The organism is Streptococcus cristatus (assembly GCF_003943535.1).
GTDB classification, from domain to species: domain Bacteria; phylum Bacillota; class Bacilli; order Lactobacillales; family Streptococcaceae; genus Streptococcus; species Streptococcus cristatus_L.
Map to the genome: position 1 here is coordinate 491,568 of NZ_RJPU01000001.1, position 17,933 is coordinate 509,500.

19 protein-coding genes and 1 riboswitch are annotated in these 17,933 nt (G+C 43.5%); of the genes, 14 read left to right on the top strand and 5 right to left on the bottom strand.

Annotated elements, in window-relative coordinates; all coding sequences use genetic code 11:
* Position 1: 1 nt before the first annotated feature.
* Complete coding sequence (gene trkA / locus D8790_RS02690; RefSeq protein WP_125387475.1) at positions 2-1,351, bottom strand: Trk system potassium transporter TrkA; 1,350 nt, start codon at positions 1,349-1,351, stop codon at positions 2-4.
* Between the two features lie 305 nt (positions 1,352-1,656).
* Here trkA and D8790_RS02695 point away from each other — a divergent pair, with 305 nt between their 5' ends.
* From D8790_RS02695 to D8790_RS02735, 9 genes are all read left to right on the top strand, one after another.
* On the top strand, positions 1,657-2,166 hold the full coding sequence (locus D8790_RS02695) for a tRNA (cytidine(34)-2'-O)-methyltransferase (RefSeq protein WP_185761895.1): 510 nt from the start codon (positions 1,657-1,659) through the stop codon (positions 2,164-2,166).
* Between the two features lie 57 nt (positions 2,167-2,223).
* On the top strand, positions 2,224-3,147 hold the full coding sequence (locus D8790_RS02700; RefSeq protein ID WP_125387477.1) for a hypothetical protein: 924 nt from the start codon (positions 2,224-2,226) through the stop codon (positions 3,145-3,147).
* A gap of 103 nt (positions 3,148-3,250) precedes the next feature.
* Positions 3,251-3,469: riboswitch (FMN riboswitch) on the top strand.
* Positions 3,470-3,613: 144 nt separating this feature from the next.
* On the top strand, positions 3,614-4,171 hold the full coding sequence (locus D8790_RS02705) for an ECF transporter S component (RefSeq protein ID WP_125387478.1): 558 nt from the start codon (positions 3,614-3,616) through the stop codon (positions 4,169-4,171).
* A complete protein-coding gene (locus tag D8790_RS02710) occupies positions 4,161-4,811 on the top strand; it encodes a phosphatase PAP2 family protein (RefSeq protein ID WP_125387479.1) in 651 nt (216 codons plus the stop codon). Before D8790_RS02705 ends, D8790_RS02710 begins: the two co-directional genes overlap by 11 nt.
* Before the next feature lie 102 nt (positions 4,812-4,913).
* Positions 4,914-5,213 (top strand): MGMT family protein, encoded by a 300-nt coding sequence (locus D8790_RS02715; protein ID WP_125387480.1) that lies wholly within the window; start codon positions 4,914-4,916, stop codon positions 5,211-5,213.
* 59 nt (positions 5,214-5,272) lie between these two features.
* On the top strand, positions 5,273-6,205 hold the full coding sequence (gene mnmL / locus D8790_RS02720) for a tRNA modification radical SAM protein MnmL/YtqA (protein WP_125387481.1): 933 nt from the start codon (positions 5,273-5,275) through the stop codon (positions 6,203-6,205).
* A gap of 8 nt (positions 6,206-6,213) precedes the next feature.
* Positions 6,214-6,762: a tRNA 5-(aminomethyl)-2-thiouridylate-methyltransferase MnmM gene (gene mnmM, locus D8790_RS02725; protein WP_125387482.1), complete on the top strand. Its 549-nt coding sequence runs from the start codon at positions 6,214-6,216 to the stop codon at positions 6,760-6,762.
* Positions 6,763-6,809: 47 nt separating this feature from the next.
* Entirely contained in the window at positions 6,810-7,064 is a 255-nt protein-coding gene (locus tag D8790_RS02730) for a hypothetical protein (RefSeq protein WP_125387483.1), read from the top strand.
* Between the two features lie 12 nt (positions 7,065-7,076).
* On the top strand, positions 7,077-9,131 hold the full coding sequence (locus D8790_RS02735; RefSeq protein WP_125387484.1) for a cation:proton antiporter: 2,055 nt from the start codon (positions 7,077-7,079) through the stop codon (positions 9,129-9,131).
* A gap of 124 nt (positions 9,132-9,255) precedes the next feature.
* On the opposite strand, the gene D8790_RS02740 is transcribed toward D8790_RS02735, so the two are convergent.
* The gene (locus D8790_RS02740) at positions 9,256-11,529 is read right to left on the bottom strand and encodes an ATP-dependent Clp protease ATP-binding subunit (RefSeq protein WP_125387485.1); all 2,274 of its coding nucleotides are present in this window, start codon (positions 11,527-11,529) and stop codon (positions 9,256-9,258) included.
* 241 nt (positions 11,530-11,770) lie between these two features.
* Here D8790_RS02740 and D8790_RS02745 point away from each other — a divergent pair, with 241 nt between their 5' ends.
* The 4 genes from D8790_RS02745 (at position 11,771) to D8790_RS02765 (ending at position 15,726) form a co-directional block, all read left to right on the top strand.
* The gene (locus tag D8790_RS02745; RefSeq protein WP_005592360.1) at positions 11,771-12,001 is read left to right on the top strand and encodes a DUF1797 family protein; all 231 of its coding nucleotides are present in this window, start codon (positions 11,771-11,773) and stop codon (positions 11,999-12,001) included.
* A gap of 139 nt (positions 12,002-12,140) precedes the next feature.
* The gene (locus tag D8790_RS02750) at positions 12,141-12,995 is read left to right on the top strand and encodes a bifunctional methylenetetrahydrofolate dehydrogenase/methenyltetrahydrofolate cyclohydrolase (protein WP_045498974.1); all 855 of its coding nucleotides are present in this window, start codon (positions 12,141-12,143) and stop codon (positions 12,993-12,995) included.
* A gap of 277 nt (positions 12,996-13,272) precedes the next feature.
* Positions 13,273-13,929: a CBS domain-containing protein gene (locus D8790_RS02755; protein WP_048763750.1), complete on the top strand. Its 657-nt coding sequence runs from the start codon at positions 13,273-13,275 to the stop codon at positions 13,927-13,929.
* A 255-nt stretch (positions 13,930-14,184) separates the two neighbouring features.
* Positions 14,185-15,726, top strand: coding sequence for an ABC-F family ATP-binding cassette domain-containing protein (locus D8790_RS02765; protein WP_125387486.1), 1,542 nt, complete (start codon positions 14,185-14,187; stop codon positions 15,724-15,726).
* A gap of 121 nt (positions 15,727-15,847) precedes the next feature.
* Here D8790_RS02765 and D8790_RS02770 read toward each other — a convergent pair whose 3' ends face one another.
* Positions 15,848-16,273, bottom strand: coding sequence for a MarR family winged helix-turn-helix transcriptional regulator (locus tag D8790_RS02770; protein WP_125387487.1), 426 nt, complete (start codon positions 16,271-16,273; stop codon positions 15,848-15,850).
* A gap of 62 nt (positions 16,274-16,335) precedes the next feature.
* Between D8790_RS02770 and D8790_RS02775 the strand changes: the two genes are divergently transcribed.
* Complete coding sequence (locus D8790_RS02775; RefSeq protein ID WP_125387488.1) at positions 16,336-16,770, top strand: GNAT family N-acetyltransferase; 435 nt, start codon at positions 16,336-16,338, stop codon at positions 16,768-16,770.
* A 57-nt stretch (positions 16,771-16,827) separates the two neighbouring features.
* Here the strand turns inward: D8790_RS02775 and D8790_RS02780 are convergent, their stop codons facing one another.
* Positions 16,828-17,145, bottom strand: coding sequence for a DUF960 domain-containing protein (locus D8790_RS02780; RefSeq protein ID WP_048763759.1), 318 nt, complete (start codon positions 17,143-17,145; stop codon positions 16,828-16,830).
* A 187-nt stretch (positions 17,146-17,332) separates the two neighbouring features.
* A complete protein-coding gene (ntdP, locus tag D8790_RS02785; protein ID WP_005590859.1) occupies positions 17,333-17,866 on the bottom strand; it encodes a nucleoside tri-diphosphate phosphatase in 534 nt (177 codons plus the stop codon).
* Positions 17,867-17,933 lie beyond the last annotated feature (67 nt).

Sequence of the window (17,933 nt, forward strand, 5' to 3'; positions counted from 1 at the left end):
GCTACCTCTCTAACAAATCGTAAATCTTATCGATGTTTTGAATCAAGGTTGTCACGATGATCTTATCTCCGACTTCCAAATAGTCATCTCCACTTGGGAAGATGGCTACGCCTTGACGAATGATAGCAGCAATCAGCACCCCGCTCCTTAACTTGAGCTGAGAAAGAGGCTGTTCAATCATTTTATTTCCTTCATTGATCTGAAATTGGAGTGTTTCAATTTGGCCATTTGCTACATGGTGCAAGGCTTCTAGGCTGGAGAATTGTGCGTTATTCCGTCCGCGGATGAAGTGCATAATGGTATCAACTGCGATTCCTTTTGGCGTGACAATACTTGCGAAGTCTTGATTGTCGATAATATCGAGGAGACTTGTCCGATTGATCTTGGTAATGTTTTTTTGAACTCCAAGATTGTTGAGGAACATTGAGGTGATGATATTTTCTTCATCGACGCCTGTCAAAGTAGCTATTGCATCGTAATGCGCAGCTCTTTCTTCTAATAGAATATCTTTAGCTGTACCGTCTCCATTGACCACATAGAGCTCAGGGAATTCTTGGCTGAAGAACTCTGCACGCTGGCGATTGATCTCGACGACCTTGAGCTCAATCTTGCTATTTTTGAGAATGTTTAAGAGATAATAGGCAATCTTACCTGCCCCAATAATCATGAGGCTCTTGATGACTCTTGGTCGGATTTTATTGTGGAAGCGGACAATTTCTGAACGATTTCCAGTCAGGAAGATTTTATCAGATGGCTGCAAGGTGAAATCACCATCTGGAATGCTGAGTTTTCCTTCTCTCTCAATAGCACAGATGATAACGTGAGGGAAATGCTTCCTAAATTGCGAGAGACTCATTTGGCAGAGATGACTTTCTGGCTTGATTTTAAACTCCATCAAGGTCACTCGACCATTGGCGAAATGCTCCAATGACAGAGCGTTAGGAAAATCAATAATATTGGCAATATAACGAGCAGCTAGGAGTTCAGGATTGACCATCAGAGAGAAGCCTAGAATATTTTTTTCTTTAAAATAAGCATTTGAGTATTCAGGATTTCTCACGCGGACAATGGTTTCTTTGGCTCCCATTTTTTTTGCGAGAACGGCTGAAACCATGTTGACCTCATCCTGCTCAGTCATGGCAATAAAGATATCGCAGTGGGCAACATCTGCTTGCTCCAAGATTTTAAAATTCGCACCATTTCCAACGATGCCCATAATATCGTAACGTTTTGTAATATGATTTAGAACAGCTTCATTTTGTTCAATTAAAACGACATCATGCTTTTCAGCAACGAGCGAGCGACAAAGGGCGGCGCCGACCTTCCCGCTTCCGACGACGATAATTTTCATATTATTCCTCCCGAATATGTATCTATCATACCCTTTTTTATATAAAATTTCATCTATTAATCTCAATAAAGCCGTTTTTTACAAAATAGTAAGCTGTTTCAAAAGAAATCCTATAAAAATCTCACTTTTTGAAGTCGTTTTTATTGACTTGTCGGAAGAAAATGATATACTAGGAAAGTACCCTCATTGATTTACATCAAACCTGTTGTGATGTAAGTTAATGATGCCTTAACCACGCTGTTTGCTGAGCTTGACTCCGGGCAGTGTGGCTATTTTTTTATTCTAATGAAAATCAGGAAAAAATCATGTCTCAGCAAAATCATATCGTCCTTTTTGAACCACAAATTCCACAGAATACAGGCAATATTGCTCGTACTTGCGCAGCGACCAATTCTCCCCTCCATATCATCAAGCCCATGGGCTTTCCCATTGACGACCGTAAGATGAAGCGGGCTGGACTGGACTATTGGGATAAGCTGGATATTAGCTTCTATGAGAGTCTGGATGACTTTATGAAGCAGATGGACGGACAACTCTATCTGATATCCAAGTTTGCCGAGAAGGTCTACTCGGAAGAGAATTTTGCTGCAGAAGGGCCGCATTATTTTATGTTTGGTCGTGAGGATAAAGGCTTGCCTGAGGAATTTATGCGCCAGCATCCAGAAAAGGCCTTGCGCATTCCCATGAATGACCAGCATGTCCGCAGCTTAAATGTCTCTAATACGGTCTGTATGATTGTCTACGAAGCCTTACGGCAACAGAACTTTGCAGGACTGGACTTGGTGCATGAATACGAAGCGGATAAGTTGAAATAAAATAGGCTTGTCCCACCAGCTCAGGCTACAGGGAATTAGCCTAGAAAGTAGGTAAACATGAAATGGATAAAACATAAATGGGTCATCAGCACCCTCCTTCTAATCAGTATCTTTTCTGCAGTGCTCCTTTACAACCATCTCACTGCTCAGAAGGATGAAGTCAAGTATGATGATTTTTCAACAAAAGTGGATAAGATTTTACTATTTGGAGATAAGCAACAGTATGTGGTTGGTCTGGACAAAGAAGGTCGCGAAAGTGGCGCAAGGCCTACTCAAAACTATCTGGTATCTCAGGAGCGTAGGGCGCAGGAACGTCTTGCCAATAATAGGCATCAGCTAGAGGGGGATTATTGGTATCTGATTCTACATGACTTGCGTACGAAGGATTTTAAGGAACGGAAGATTGATCTCTATAAGGAGCTATATAGATATGATTATCAGCTCCAACCATGGGGGTGGGATCCTGTCTATTATAATGGAAAAGATTACGTGGCTGTGTTGGTATCTCTTAAAGAAGAACCTGATAGTCGCAATGGTCGATACCTATTTTTGGATTTAGAGACAGAGAAATTTCAGGAAGCTCCACAAGGTTTTGATGCCAAGACTTATATGGAGGAGATGGATATGGGGTTTGGTCCGACAAACCTCCAAGAAGCAATGGATCCTTACCATGCAGGTATAATATTTTGGCATCTCTCATTTTCTGGCTTTAATGATAAGGAGAAATTTCCGAAGACAGCTAATATCAATTTGTATCAGGAATATCCAGATATGATCGAATTAGTGCAGGAAGAAAAAATATTTAAAGTAAATTTGCGTAAGGGACAAAACACAAAAGAGTCTGTTTTTGAGGATATGCGTCATTGGTTTGCGCCAATCGGTCAGGATAAAATAGATGTTGTAGCTACCGATCCTAAAACAGGAGAGCAAACCCCCATCAACTCTTATCAAGAGATGGAAGCTTGGTGGGATCAGCATTAAGCCATACGTAAAAAGTAGGTATATATGAAATGGATTCTATTGAACTATTTATGCTTACATCAATCAAAACGCTTGCAAGTGCAAGCGTTTTTTGTTATGATTAAAGGGTCTTCAGGGCAGGGTGAAATTCCCGACCGGCGGTAAGTTTGACTAGCTATTTTAGCTTTCTCGTCGTTGTCTTGTCTCGATATACTTTAAGTATTATCTTCGACTGCGACGCCTAGATAAATCTAAAATATCTTAGCCAAATAAGTCCGCGAGCGAAAGCTGATGTGGTGGGATTCCACAACCGACAGTATAGTCTGGATGGGAGAAGACGAAAGGCGTTATTGCCTGGCCGGCTGGTCGTTTTAACCTTATTTTAAGGGGCATTTTATATACTCTTATAAATTGTGAAAGGATTTTTCGGGCCTTGTGTTGACAGCCTTCCAGCTTCTCTAATTTTTATAAATTGGAGGAACCTGTTATGACAAATACGCGCAAAATGGCGATAGTAGCGGCTCTATCTGCACTATCTTTCCTGCTCATGTTCTATCAAATCCCTTTGGTAGCCGAGTTTCTAAAATTGGATTTTTCGATTATTCCGATTTTACTAGCCTTGGTTCTCTTGGATTTTAAGAGTTCTGTAGCAGTTCTGCTCATTCGCTCTGTTTTAAAATTGGCCTTAAATGGTCATGGAGTGGAAACCTTGATCGGTTTGCCAATCAATATTGTGGCGATTCTGGTCTATGTCATCTTCTTTGCTCTTTTCTGGGAAAAGAAGAGAGATTTGATGAGCTATCTGCTTGCATCTTTCCTAGGAATTTTTTCCTTGACTGCAAGTATGCTGGCGCTGAATGCTTTTTATGCCATTCCGCTTTATGCTCGTTTTGCAAACTTTGATATCGGTCAGATGATTGGTGTAAGTAAGTATCTGCTGACCATGATTGTTCCCTTTAACCTATTAGAAGGAGTAATCTGGGCGGTGGCTTTCTGGCTAATTTACACGCTTTTGACGCCCGTTCTAAAACGCTATGAAAAATAAACAATCTTATCTAACAAAGGGCTCTTTTGCCCTTTTACTTTTCGTCATACTAGGCTACATGGTCAAGTTTTATCCAGAGCAGCTAGTTGGCTTTGATAGCCCGATTCAAACTTGGCTGCGAGGGGACTTGCCCACAGCTTTGACGATATTTTTCAAACTGGTTACTAGTTTCATTGACCCGCTGGGGATTATTATCTGGGTGTCTGCCCTTGTCCTATTTTTCCTTTATAGAAAATGGAAGCTGGAAGCTGCCTTGCTGGCGGGAAATCTGGTCTTACATGGGATTTTGATTAAGCTGATTAAACTCGTCTACCACAGAAGTCGGCCTAGTATTTTGCATTTGGTCGAAGAGGGCGGTTATTCTTTCCCGAGCGGACATTCCATGGCGACAGCTATTGTTGTGGGGACCTTGATTATTATCGTACAGCAACGGATGCAAAATCAACAAATCAAGCGTCTGGTACAGGGCTTGCTCTTGCTCTTTATCTTGACCATTATGGCATCCAGAGTCTATCTGGGCGTGCACTACCCGACGGATGTGATCGGAGGGGCCTTGCTGGGCTTCGCCATTCTCAATATTGAGTTTCCCTTTTATGAAAAGCTGCGCTTTCAATGGCGCTTCACGGGAAAGCAGAAATAAATAGAGATTAGAAAGGTTGGCTTTGCCGGCCTTTTTATCTTGACAAAGGAGGCCTCTTCTTATAAGATAGGAGCAAGTGAGATGAGGAGGAGGTTGTCCGTTTTGAATCCAGAAGTCATCAAGTCGGTTTTAGCTCTTGTAGATGAGATTCCTGCTGGGCGCGTGGCGACCTATGGTCAGATTGCCCGTTTGATTGGGCGGCCAAAAAATGCCCGCTTGGTGGGAAAGATCCTCAGTCAGTCGGAGCTTTATGGCTGCAAGCATCCTTGCCATCGGGTGGTCAATGCGGTAGGGCGTCTCGCACCGGGCTGGGAAGAGCAAGCGCACTTGCTTTGGGCAGAGGGCGTGAACTTGAAGGCCAATGGCTGTGTGGACCTCAAGCAATATCAATGGGAGACATGATTTTCTTCTTTCTTAGTGAAAGAGGAAATTTTTGTTTCTAGGTCCTTTTTTGTGGTAGAATGGAAGGTATGAAATCTTACAATTCTTTGAATGATTATTATCGAAAACTTTTTGGAGAGAAGACCTTTAAGGTGCCCATTGATGCGGGCTTTGACTGTCCCAATCGAGATGGCACCGTGGCGCATGGAGGCTGCACTTTCTGTACCGTTTCGGGTTCTGGTGATGCCATTGTGGCACCAGATGCGCCCATTCGCGAGCAGTTCTATAAGGAAATTGACTTCATGCACCGCAAGTGGCCGGATGTTCGTAAGTATCTGGTCTATTTCCAGAACTTCACCAATACCCATGAGAAGCTTGAAGTAATCCGTGAGCGCTATGAGCAAGCCATTAACGAGCCAGGTGTCGTTGGACTCAATATCGGGACTCGGCCGGATTGTTTGCCTGATGAGACCATCGCCTACTTGGCTGACTTGTCCGATCGTATGCTTGTGACCGTGGAACTGGGGCTTCAGACTACCTATGAGGAGACCTCAGACCTCATCAACCGTGCCCATTCTTATGAGCTCTATGTGGAGACGGTCCAGCGGGTTCGTAAGCTGGCTCCCAAGGCGGAGATTGTTTCTCACTTGATTAACGGTCTGCCGGGTGAGACCCATGAGATGATGCTGGAGAATGTCCGCCGCTGTGTGACGGACAATGACATTCAGGGGATCAAGCTCCACCTGCTTCACTTGATGACTAATACTCGTATGCAGCGGGATTATCATGAGGGGCGACTACAGCTGCTCAGTCAGGAGGAGTATGTCTCCATCATCTGCGACCAGCTGGAGATTATCCCTGAGCATATCGTCATCCACCGTATCACAGGTGATGCTCCAAGGGATATGTTGATTGGTCCCATGTGGAGCCTCAATAAATGGGAAGTTCTCAATGCCATCGAGGCAGAAATGCGTCGTCGTGGCAGCAAACAAGGCTGTAAAGCAAAGGAGTAGAGATTCGTATGTTAAGACCCTTACAGATGGCCCATGCCTTTTTGGCAGAAGTCGTGACCAAGGAAGATACCGTAGTGGACGCTACCATGGGCAATGGACATGACACCCTTTTTCTGGCTAAATTGGCCAAGCAAGTTTATGCTTTTGATATTCAGGAGCAGGCCGTGGAAAAGACTCGCCAGCGCTTGTCAGAAGCTGGCTTGGACAATGCCAAGCTAATCTTGGCAGGCCATGAGACTCTGGACCAATATACAGACCATTTCAAGGCTGCTATTTTTAATCTTGGCTATCTGCCTTCGGCGGACAAGTCTGTCATTACAAGACCCGATACGACGCTGGAAGCTCTGGAAAAGGTCTGCCGAGGCTTGGAAAAAGGCGGCCGCGCAGCTATCATGATTTACTACGGGCATGAAGGTGGTGAAGTTGAAAAAGATGCGGTGCTAGACTTCGTCAGTCAGCTGCCCCAGCAGGACTTCACTGTCGCCCTCTACAAGACCATCAATCAGATTAACAATCCACCTTTTTTGGTTATGATTGAGAAATTAAAAGGGAAATAAGGATTCCAAGATTGCTAAAAACTTTCTAAGGAATCATTTGGAGAAAAATGGATAAACAATATTTGCGTGAAAAATTAGCTGGCTTACGAAACAAATACGTCGAGTCTGCCAATGAAGAAACGAATGATGGCTTTTTGGACGAGGCCAAAATGAATAAAAAAATGCTGCGAATCAAGAAAAAATTGGTGAATCTAGAGATGGAGCGCTGCCAAAAGATGATTGAGCACCGCGACCTATCCAAAATTGATCAAAAGATTTCAGCGCAAAAAGAATTGTTTAAAGAGTGCTGCCAGCAAAGATAAAGGAGGTTCAAAATGGAAATCCTTCTCTACACGATTGTTTTTTTGCTCTTATTGGTTGTATCGAATGTGACCAATCGCTTGCTGCCCCAGCTTCCTCTACCTCTAGTGCAAATTGTGCTGGGGATTTCGCTTGGTTTTCTCCTTCCTCAGGGGAAATTTCATTTAGATACAGAGCTATTTTTGGCCTTGGTAATTGGGCCATTGCTCTTTCGGGAGGCTGAGGAAAGCAATATTACCAGTATTCTCAAGCACTGGCGGATCATTTTGTATTTGATTTTTCCAGTTATCTTTATTTCAACGCTTGGTTTGGGCTATCTGGCCCATCTTCTCTGGGCTGCTTTGCCCTTGGCGGCCTGCATTGCCGTAGGAGCCGCTTTGGGTCCGACAGACTTGGTTGCTTTTGCTTCCCTATCAGAGCGTTTTTCCTTCCCCAAGCGGGTGGAAAATATCCTAAAAGGAGAGGGATTGCTCAACGATGCGTCTGGTCTAGTTGCTTTTCGTGTGGCTCTTTTGGCTTGGACTACAGGAAGTTTTTCCCTAGGAAAAGCTAGTATTTCCTTAGTTCTTTCCATTATTGGAGGATTTGCTGTTGGGATGGCCAGCGCAGCCCTTAATCGCTGGTTGCATAAACTGTTGATGAGTGCCCAAGTATCAGATATTGCTAGTGAGCTCTTGCTGGAGCTGAGCCTACCCTTGGTCACCTTCTTTTTAGCGGAGGAAATCCATGTTTCAGGGATTATCGCAGTGGTCGTCGCAGGTATCTTTAAGGCTAGCCGCTTCAAGCGGATAACGCTTCTGGAAGCCCAGGTGGATTCGGTTACAGAAACCATCTGGAATACAGTGAACTTTATGCTCAATGGTTCTGTCTTTATCATTTTAGGAATAGAGCTGGAGATGATTGCAGAGCCAATCTTAAAGAGCCCGATTTACGATAATCTCTTGCTACTCGTGAGCATTGTCCTTCTGACTTTCCTACTCTTTGCCCTTCGGTTTCTTATGCTGTTCACTTTTTATTTCATTCGAATCAGAAGATTGCACAAGAATGTTGGAAACTACCTGAAGGAAATGCTGCTGCTGACCTTCTCAGGTGTCAAAGGAACCGTCTCCATTGCGGCTATTCTTTTGATTCCGAGTCAATTGGAGCAAGATCATCCTTTGTTGCTTTTCTTGGTAGCGGGTGTGACCTTTCTTAGCTTTCTGACAGGTTTGCTCACTCTTCCTCATCTGTCTGAAGAAAGGGAAGAGGAAAACGAGCACCTCATGCACATTGCTATTTTAAATGAAGTGGTGAGTGAGCTGGAAGCAGGCCTCAAGCAAACCAAGGCTAAGGCCCCTCTCTATGCGGCTATTGACAATTACCATGGTCGTATCGAAAACCTAATCCTTGAACAGGAAGACAAGGCCACTCAGCGAGACTTGGCAGCTCTGAAATTATTGATTTTGAGTATCGAGAATGATGGTCTGGAGCAAGCTTTTGAGGAAGGAAAAATCAGCGATCGTAGCTATCATCTTTATCAGCGTTACCTACATAATATTGAGCAGGGCATCAATCGAAACTTAGTTTCTCGCTTTACCTATATGTTTCTCGTTACACTGCGCGTATTGCGCATGTTGCTCCATGAAATCGTCACTCTTGGTGCCAGATGGCGCTCTTGGAGGCAAGGGGGAGCTAAGCGCCTGACTGCTGAGGACATGGAGGATATAGCAGAGCTTTACCTGTCCAATACCGAAGTCATTATCGAAAGTTTGGAACATCTAAAAGGTATCTATAAGCCTTCTCTAATTACTTTTTTGCAGGAATCTCGACTAAGAGAAACGGAGATCATCGGTAGTGGTGCCTTCATTGAGCGGGTTATTAGACGTATCAAGCCTAACAACATCTCAGAAATGATGTGGGGCTACTATCTGGAGAGAAAAATCATCTTTGAATACGAGAAAAAGAAATTGATCTCAAGTAGCTATGCTAAACGCCTGCGCCAAAATGTCAATAATTTAGAAAATTACTCACTGAAAGAAAGAGCCAATACTCTACCTTATGACATGGTTAATTACGCTAGAGAGCGCTAGAAGATAAGGCTATCCAGTGAGCTCCACTAAAAATTAATAGAATTCAAAAAGAGAACAGAATACTTTATCCGTTCTCTTTTTGCTTTATTTTTAAAAGTTTATCAAAATGCAGAGCCAAAGTCAGTTAGTTTTGACTTTCATCGAGCTTGGTTTTTTCTGCCTCTGATTTTTTGGCTGACTTGATGAGAATTTTGCCATTGCTGGTCATGATAGCTTTGAGTTCTTTTTCGCTTGGATTTTCCAGATAGAAGTCAGTAATGGCGTCTTCGATATGATCTTGAATGGTACGGCGCAGTGGGCGAGCACCCATTTTCGGATCGTAGCCCAAATCAACTAGCTTTTCCTTGACCTTCTCTGTAACATCCAGATGAATGTCGTTGGTGGACAAGCGCTGGTTGACATCGTCCAGCATGAGGTTGACGATTTGCATGAGGTTGTCCTTGCTGAGTGGCTTAAATTCGATAATACCGTCAAAGCGGTTCATAAACTCAGGACTGAAGAAGTTACCCAGCTCACCCAAGACGGAATTGGTACGGCCTTCACGAGCTGCCCCAAAGCCAACGCTAGCTTCAGCCTTGCCAGTTCCAGCATTGGATGTCATGATGATAATGGTGTCCTTGAAGCTGACAGTCCGACCTTGACCATCGGTAAGGCGGCCATCATCTAGAACCTGCAGGAACATGTGCATAACGTCAGGATGGGCCTTTTCTACCTCATCCAGTAGAATGAGCGAGTATGGATTGCGGCGGACGCGCTCGGTCAACTGGCCAGCCTCCTCATAGCCGACATAGCCTGGAGGCGCACCAACCAGCTTGGCCACGCTGTGTTTTTCCATGTATTCACTCATATCAAAGCGAATCATGCTATCGGCAGAGCCAAATAGCTCAATGGCTAGTTGCTTAGACAGCTCAGTCTTACCGACACCAGTAGGTCCGACAAAGAGGAAACTGCCGATTGGGCGATTAGGACTTCCCAGTCCGACCCGATTGCGGCGGATGGCCTTGGCAATCTTATCCACGGCATCATCTTGCCCAATGACATGAGCTTTTAAATCGCTGGCAAGATTGACCAGTTGAGACTGTTCTTTTTCTTTGAGGTCGCCAACTGGGATATTGGTCTTTTGCTCCACGATGTGCTCGATTGTTTTCTCGCTGATAATTGGAATATCCTTATCCAGCACGCTTGTCTTCTGGAGTTCCTTGTATTTGGCAATCTGGTCGCGGAAGTAAGCCGCTTTTTCAAAGTCTTCGTCACGAGTTGCCTGAGTCTTGAGGTTTTCGGCCTCAATCAGCCGCTGGTCAATAACCTTAGGATCAACAAAATTGAGGGTCAGATTCATCTTAGAGCCTGCTTCGTCCAAGAGGTCAATAGCCTTGTCTGGCAGGAAGCGGTCTTGGATGTAGCGGTTGGAGAGAAGTGCCGCAGCTTCAATAGCCGCATCTGTGTACTTGACGTGATGGTAGTCCTCGTATTTCTTTTGAATACCCTTGAGAATGGTAATCGTTTCCTCTACTGTCGGCTCGTCCACCTTAACTGGCTGCATGCGGCGCTCGAGGGCTGCATCCTTCTCAATGATACGGTATTCATTGAGAGTAGTTGCTCCGACCATTTGGAGTTCGCCACGAGCCAGAGCTGGTTTAAGAATGTTTCCAGCGTCCATATTGCCATCGCCAGCTGAGCCTGCTCCGACAATTTCATGGATTTCATCAATAAAGAGGATGATGTCTTCACGGGAGCGAATTTCATCCATAAGCTTCTGCATCCGCTCTTCAAATTGGCCACGAATACCAGTTCCCTGTACCAAGCTGACTACGTCGAGACGGATAACTTCCTTGCCTTGTAGTTTATGAGGCACATCCCCATCCACAATCTTCTGGGCTAGGCCTTCGACCACGGCTGTTTTTCCGACACCAGGCTCTCCGATAAGGACAGGATTGTTCTTGGTACGGCGGTTGAGGATTTCGATGACGCGGGTAATCTCTTCGTCCCGACCGATGACAGGATCAATCTCTCCTTTACGAGCAATATCAGTCACATTGATACCAAACTCTTCTAGGAGACCTTTCGGCTTTTGCGGAGCCTGTTGGCGCGGATCAGATCCACGGTTGGAATTGCCACTATAGCCACCGCCACCGTAGCCTCCTCCAGATTGAGTTGGCGGGATATTTGGATTTGGTTCTTGCGGTTGTTGGAAATTACCAAGGCTGTTAAAGAAATCATCAATAGGGTCAATTCCTTGGTTGTTAGCCTGAGTCAGTCCTCGAAAAAGGCTATTGTTAGGGTCTGTCTTCATGATTTGGTAGCAGTTTTGACAAAGGTCAATCTGCTGCTTGTTTCCGTTTACATTTGTATAGAGATGGATGGTTGATTCATTGATTTTACAATTTTGACAAAGCATATTCTACCTCTTTCTTTGGCCGTAGATCCACCTATTTTTAAATGGTCAAAAATAGTCAAAGTATTATAGTTTCATTATATCAGTATTCTTGCACAATGCAAGAATTTACTACAAAATCCTCCCTGAGACTGATTTTTTGAGAAATTATAGCGCGAAAAAGATAAAAAAATGGTCTTTTACTGGTATTTCAGTTTCTTTTTATGGTAAAATAGGAGAGAAGCAAGTAAATAGGAGAAATAAAATGGAATCACATTTAGTTAGAATCATCAATCGTTTGGAAGCTATGGCCAAAGATGGTGGAAATTTAAAACGTAATTTTGAACGTGAAGGAGTAGTTGTTGCCGAAGTGGCGTACAGCTACGACGAAGAAAATGGACCAATTTTTACTCTGCGTGATGTGGCAGCGCGTGAGACTTATACTTTCGATAGTATTGACTTGATTGCCATGGAAATTTATGAATTATTATACTAAAAAGCAGGCTTCTGCTTTTTTATTTTGCTCGTCAAGCTCAGTCTTTAATCTTATAACTTTATATAAGAAAAATGTATAAGTGGGACAGAAGGATTTCTGATATAATGAATAAATATAGTGAAAAAGAAATGAGAAAAGAATGGCAAACATTATTGACGGGAAAGCTTTAGCAGAAAAGCTTCAAGCGAAACTTGCAGAAAAAACAGCAAAGTTAAAATCAGAGACAGGTCAGGAACCTGGTTTAGTGGTGATTTTGGTGGGCGACAATCCAGCCAGTCAGGTTTATGTGAGAAATAAAGAGCGGTCTGCACTAGCTGCAGGCTTCCGCAGTGAAGTTGTGCGTCTGTCTGAGTCAACAAGTCAGGAAGAATTACTGACCTTGATTGCTAAATATAATCAGGATCCAGCTTGGCACGGAATCCTAGTCCAGCTTCCTTTGCCAGCCCATATTGATGATGAAGCGGTTTTATTAGCCATTGATCCAGACAAGGATGTAGATGGCTTTCATCCAACCAATATGGGGCGACTTTGGTCAGGACATCCCTTGATGATTCCTTCTACACCAGCAGGAATCATGGAAATGTTCCGCGAATATAAGGTGGACTTGGAAGGCAAGAATGCGGTGGTGATTGGTCGTAGTAATATTGTCGGTAAACCTATGGCTCAGCTTCTGTTGTCTAAAAATGCGACCGTTACTTTGACGCACTCGAGGACCCATCATTTAGCGAAAATTGCAAAGAAAGCTGATATTTTGGTGGTGGCTATCGGACGAGGACACTTTGTAACCAAGGACTTTGTCAAGGAGGGAGCTGTCGTGATTGATGTCGGTATGAATCGGGACGAAAATGGCAAGCTGATTGGTGATGTTAAATTTGACGAAGTGGCAGAAGTGGCTAGTCTCATTACGCCGGTTCCAAAAGGGGTCGGGCCGATGACCATTACCATGCTAATGGAACAGACTTATCAGGCCTTTGTTAGAAGTTTAGAGAAATAATAGAAAAATAGCATTTGGCTGATCTATTTCTTCTTTCAATTGTTTTTGGTCATCTTGTCGCTAGTGGTATTAGACAAGAAACTATAGAGATAGGCTAAAGCGAGGTTGGGTCAAATATTCCCCCTCGTTTTCTCATAGGCGAATCTAACTTTTTTATAGGTAGCCTGCCTGATTTTTCTAAATTTTGAAAACATAAGAGAAAACTGTGAAAGCGTTTGAAATTAGTTGGAAAATACAGTATAATAAGATTAGAAAAAGAAATTAGAGGAGGCTTCTCATGGCAGTAAAAGATTTTATGACACGCAAGGTTGTATACATTAGCCCAGACACAACGATTGCGCATGCGGCAGATATTATGCGCGACCAAAAATTGCACCGCTTGCCTGTGATTGAAAATGATAAGCTGGTGGGTCTTGTGACAGAGGGAACAATCGCAGAAGCAAGTCCATCAAAGGCAACGAGCCTATCTATTTATGAAATGAACTATCTTCTGAATAAAACCAAAGTAAAAGATGTGATGATTCACGATGTCGTTACTATTTCCCAGTATGCTAGTCTGGAAGATGCGACTTATTTGATGCTGAAAAATAAAATTGGAATCTTACCAGTTGTTGACAATGAGCAGGTCTATGGAATCATTACAGATCGCGACATTTTCAAAGCTTTTCTAGAAGTGTCTGGTTATGGCGAAAAGGGCGTTCGAATGCGCTTTGTCACAGAAGACGAGGTTGGTGTCCTATCGCATATTATCGCCTTACTTGTCGAAGAAAACCTCAATATTTCAAACACTGTTAATATTCCTCGTAAGGACGGTAAAGTTGTCATTGAGGTACAAATTGACGGAGACATTGACTTGGTTTCCTTGAAGTCCAAGTTTGAAGCACACAATATAAAAGTAGAAGATATTACCCGCACTAGCGCAAAAGTTTTATAAAGTTAGAGAGAGTGGGACAGAAATCGGTAATTCGTTAGAATTCGATTTCGTCGTCCCACCTCCGCACAGTTGAGTAGGGCTGTAAAAGCTGATGTAATCAGCGTAGTAGAGCCCACTCAACCACTGCGTCTTGCTCGACAATCCAAAGACAATTGAGAGGCTAGGACTTTTGTCCCAGCCTCTTTTATTTTCTTGCCAATTGGCTTCCTAAGATGGTATAATCAAGGAACTGCAATCAATGATAGAGGAGAAAAGATGAGTATTTTAGAAGTGAAAAATCTCAGCCACGGTTTTGGGGACCGGGCTATTTTTGAGGATGTATCCTTCCGTCTGCTCAAGGGAGAGCATATCGGTCTGGTTGGTGCCAACGGTGAAGGGAAGTCGACCTTTATGAGCATTGTGACGGGCAAAATGCTGCCGGATGAAGGCAAGGTCGAGTGGTCCAAGTATGTGACGGCTGGCTATCTGGACCAGCATGCTGTGTTGGAGCAGGGCCAAACTGTCCGCGATGTGCTGCGGACAGCCTTTGACGAGCTGTTCAAGACTGAGGCCCGTATCAATGAAATCTATATGAGCATGGCTGAGGATGGAGCCGATGTTGATGCCCTTATGGAAGAAGTGGGCGAGTTGCAGGACCGCTTGGAGAGCCGGGATTTCTATACTCTAGATGCTAAGATTGACGAAGTTGCGCGAGCACTAGGCGTCATGGACTACGGTATGGAGAGTGATGTGACGGAGCTATCTGGTGGGCAGCGGACTAAGGTTCTCTTGGCTAAGCTGCTTCTGGAAAAGCCAGATATCCTGCTCTTGGACGAGCCAACCAACTATTTGGATGCAGAGCACATTGACTGGCTCAAGCGCTACCTCCAAAACTATGAAAATGCCTTCGTCCTGATCTCCCATGATATTCCTTTCTTGAATGATGTTATCAATATCGTCTACCATGTGGAAAATCAGCAGTTGACCCGCTATTCTGGGGATTATTACCAATTCTTAGAAGTCTATGAGATGAAAAAATCTCAGCTGGAAGCAGCCTATGAACGCCAGCAGAAGGAAATTGCGGATCTCAAAGACTTTGTGGCTCGCAACAAAGCTCGTGTAGCGACCCGTAATATGGCTATGTCTCGCCAAAAGAAACTGGATAAAATGGATATTATTGAGCTGCAAAGTGAGAAACCAAAACCATCCTTCGATTTCAAGCCTGCCCGTACACCTGGCCGCTTTATCTTCCAAGCTAAGGACTTGCAGATTGGGTACGACCGGCCTCTAACTCAGCCTCTTAACCTGACTTTTGAGCGTAACCAAAAGGTGGCCATCATCGGTGCGAACGGGATTGGGAAAACAACCCTGCTCAAGAGTTTGCTGGGGATTATCCCGCCTATCGCAGGTCAAGTCGAGCGTGGGGACTATCTGGAGCTAGGCTATTTCGAGCAGGAAGTGGAAGGCGGCAATCGTCAGACACCGCTGGAAGCAGTCTGGAACGCCTTTCCGTCCCTCAATCAGGCAGAAGTTCGAGCTGCTCTGGCCAGATGTGGCTTGACTTCCAAGCACATTGAGAGCCAGATCCAAGTTCTTTCAGGTGGTGAGCAGGCAAAGGTCCGCCTTTGTCTTCTCATGAACCGAGAAAATAATGTTCTGGTTCTGGACGAGCCGACCAACCACTTGGATGTAGATGCCAAGGAAGAGCTCAAACGCGCTCTGAAAGAATACAAGGGCAGCATCCTCATGGTTTGCCACGAGCCTGATTTCTATGAGGGCTGGATGGATCAAATCTGGGACTTCAATCAACTAACTTAAAAAGCTATTAAGGCGGTTTTGCTTGCAGAGACTAGGAGGACTCACTTAGTCACTTGCAAGCAGCCGCTTTTAATAGCTTTAGTTTTTAATATCACATAGTTGCAAATGCAACTGTTTTGTGTTATAATTTTTCTTGTCGGGAGTTTTGAATTTTCTGTAAGATATGATCCAACTGAAAGAGTTCAGATGAAGTCAGTTGATGCAGACTAGCCTGAATATATCTGTCCTCGTAACCAATTAGCTTGTCATATACTTTAAGTGTAGGAGTCAGTGGATAGAGTTCCTTGAATTTCTTGTTCTCTTGTTTGGTCTTTTTGACAATCAAGCCTCTTTCTTCCAGCTTTCTTAGGGAGCGGCTTAGAGTAGTCTTGTCAATCTGAAGCAGCTCTGCCAGCTGAGATTGATGGATAGCGGGATGTTCGACAATGCGAGTAAGAATGAGAAAGAGATTATTATCAAGCCCGTATTGGCTAGCTTCTTGGTTCATTTTCATCATGGCTTGACGGGAGATGAAACCCATTTGACGAAATAACTGACGATAATCCATAAGAACTCCTTTGATAGTTGCATTTACAATGATTATATAATAAAGCAAGGACGGAAACAAGCATGTGGCATAAAAAATATTTGCAAGAGTTGGATATACTAGAATTTTACAAGATTTTAAAACTGCGGATCGATACCTTTGTCGTCGAGCAAGAGCGAATCTATCATGAATTGGATGAGAAGGATCTAACAGCTATGCACCTTTTCCATGTAAATGAGCAAGAGGAAATAGATGCTTATGCCCGCGTGTTTGAGGAAGATGAAAAAGTCGTTTTTGGTCGCCTTGTGACGGTCCCGTCAGCCCGAGGAAAGGGCCTAGGGAATAGATTGGTAGAGGAAATCTTGATTCTTTGTGAGAAAAAGTGGCCGGGAAAAATGATTGAAATTGAAGCTCAGGAGCAAGTCGTGGGGCTTTACGAAAAATTCGGCTTTGTAAGTCAAGGAGAGCCCTTTATCTTTGAATCGACGCCTCATATCAAAATGATTTACAAAAAATAAAAAAATCCAGTTGAAGAACCGCTCATAGTGATGGTGTCTCAACTGGATTTTGCTTTCTTAAAACATGGAATATTCGTCTGCTAACATGACTGTTTCTCTGCCGTTATTATCCACAACGTAGATCATGCGAGGGTAGAATGGGTCAAATTTATAGGTGAAATCAAAGGAGATGAGTGTATCGAGATGGTCCTCAGAAAAACGAAAAGTCAGCTTCCCTTCGTTATTGATCAATTCGAAGCGAATCAGATTATTCAAAGGGAAAACATCTTTAAGGAAGTTGTCGATGATGTACCAGAAAGTGTCAATCACATCATCTGGAAGGCTAGTGATAGCGCCAAAGCTGGCATAGCGACCACAAGTATTGGTAAAAGCCATGAGACTCACTCCTTTCTGGAAATTTTGCTGTGGAGGACCAGAAATTGGTCCTCTAGTGCTTTACTAGCAGCATTGATGGTTCTATCATACAAGAAATAAGTAGGAATTGCAAGAAATTGCTTCCTTACTAGACAAAGGATTTTTGGAAAAGAAAGCAAGAAAAAAGAGCTTGCGCTCTTTGACAACTTTATCGATTCTTTAGTTCAACATAACGTTTGTACCAAATTTTCACATAAGCATCGGAGAAGGGACCGCGTTCGTTGTTGATCCAGTCAACCAGAATCTTGACGTTTTCCTTGAGAATGAAATCCAAATCATCCGAATAGTTCATTTGCCTTTTATGACGCTCATACTCTTCTACATCAAGCAGCCGTTTTTCTCCGTCTGTGAAGACCTTGACATCTAAATCATAGTCGATATACTTAAGGGCTTCATTGTCCAGATAGTAGGGGCTGGCAAGGTTGCAGTAGTATGAAGTGCCATTATCACGAATCATGGCAATGATATTAAACCAATATTTCTTATGAAAATAGACAATGGCAGGCTCTCGTGTTACCCAGCGCCGGCCATCACTTTCTGTTACCAGTGTGTGGTCATTAACGCCAATAATGGCATTTTCTGTTGTCTTTAGTACCATGGTATCTCGCCAAGTGCGGTGAAGATTCCCATCATGCTTATAACTTTGAATTGTAATAAAGTCGCCTTCTTTGGGAAGTTTCATAACCTACCAACTTTCTACAATTTATAAGTTTATCCTCTTTATTGTAACATATTTTCATAAAAATGCC

Coding starts and splice junctions, on each gene's coding strand:
- trkA (WP_125387475.1), bottom strand. CDS start 1,351: ATGAAAATTATCGTCGTCGGAAGCGGGAAGGTCGGCGCCGCCCTTTGT.
- D8790_RS02695 (WP_185761895.1), top strand. CDS start 1,657: ATGTCTCAGCAAAATCATATCGTCCTTTTTGAACCACAAATTCCACAG.
- D8790_RS02700 (WP_125387477.1), top strand. CDS start 2,224: ATGAAATGGATAAAACATAAATGGGTCATCAGCACCCTCCTTCTAATC.
- D8790_RS02705 (WP_125387478.1), top strand. CDS start 3,614: ATGACAAATACGCGCAAAATGGCGATAGTAGCGGCTCTATCTGCACTA.
- D8790_RS02710 (WP_125387479.1), top strand. CDS start 4,161: ATGAAAAATAAACAATCTTATCTAACAAAGGGCTCTTTTGCCCTTTTA.
- mnmL (WP_125387481.1), top strand. CDS start 5,273: ATGGAAGGTATGAAATCTTACAATTCTTTGAATGATTATTATCGAAAA.
- mnmM (WP_125387482.1), top strand. CDS start 6,214: ATGTTAAGACCCTTACAGATGGCCCATGCCTTTTTGGCAGAAGTCGTG.
- D8790_RS02730 (WP_125387483.1), top strand. CDS start 6,810: ATGGATAAACAATATTTGCGTGAAAAATTAGCTGGCTTACGAAACAAA.
- D8790_RS02735 (WP_125387484.1), top strand. CDS start 7,077: ATGGAAATCCTTCTCTACACGATTGTTTTTTTGCTCTTATTGGTTGTA.
- D8790_RS02740 (WP_125387485.1), bottom strand. CDS start 11,529: ATGCTTTGTCAAAATTGTAAAATCAATGAATCAACCATCCATCTCTAT.
- D8790_RS02745 (WP_005592360.1), top strand. CDS start 11,771: ATGGAATCACATTTAGTTAGAATCATCAATCGTTTGGAAGCTATGGCC.
- D8790_RS02750 (WP_045498974.1), top strand. CDS start 12,141: ATGGCAAACATTATTGACGGGAAAGCTTTAGCAGAAAAGCTTCAAGCG.
- D8790_RS02755 (WP_048763750.1), top strand. CDS start 13,273: ATGGCAGTAAAAGATTTTATGACACGCAAGGTTGTATACATTAGCCCA.
- D8790_RS02765 (WP_125387486.1), top strand. CDS start 14,185: ATGAGTATTTTAGAAGTGAAAAATCTCAGCCACGGTTTTGGGGACCGG.
- D8790_RS02770 (WP_125387487.1), bottom strand. CDS start 16,273: ATGGATTATCGTCAGTTATTTCGTCAAATGGGTTTCATCTCCCGTCAA.
- D8790_RS02775 (WP_125387488.1), top strand. CDS start 16,336: ATGTGGCATAAAAAATATTTGCAAGAGTTGGATATACTAGAATTTTAC.
- D8790_RS02780 (WP_048763759.1), bottom strand. CDS start 17,145: ATGGCTTTTACCAATACTTGTGGTCGCTATGCCAGCTTTGGCGCTATC.
- ntdP (WP_005590859.1), bottom strand. CDS start 17,866: ATGAAACTTCCCAAAGAAGGCGACTTTATTACAATTCAAAGTTATAAG.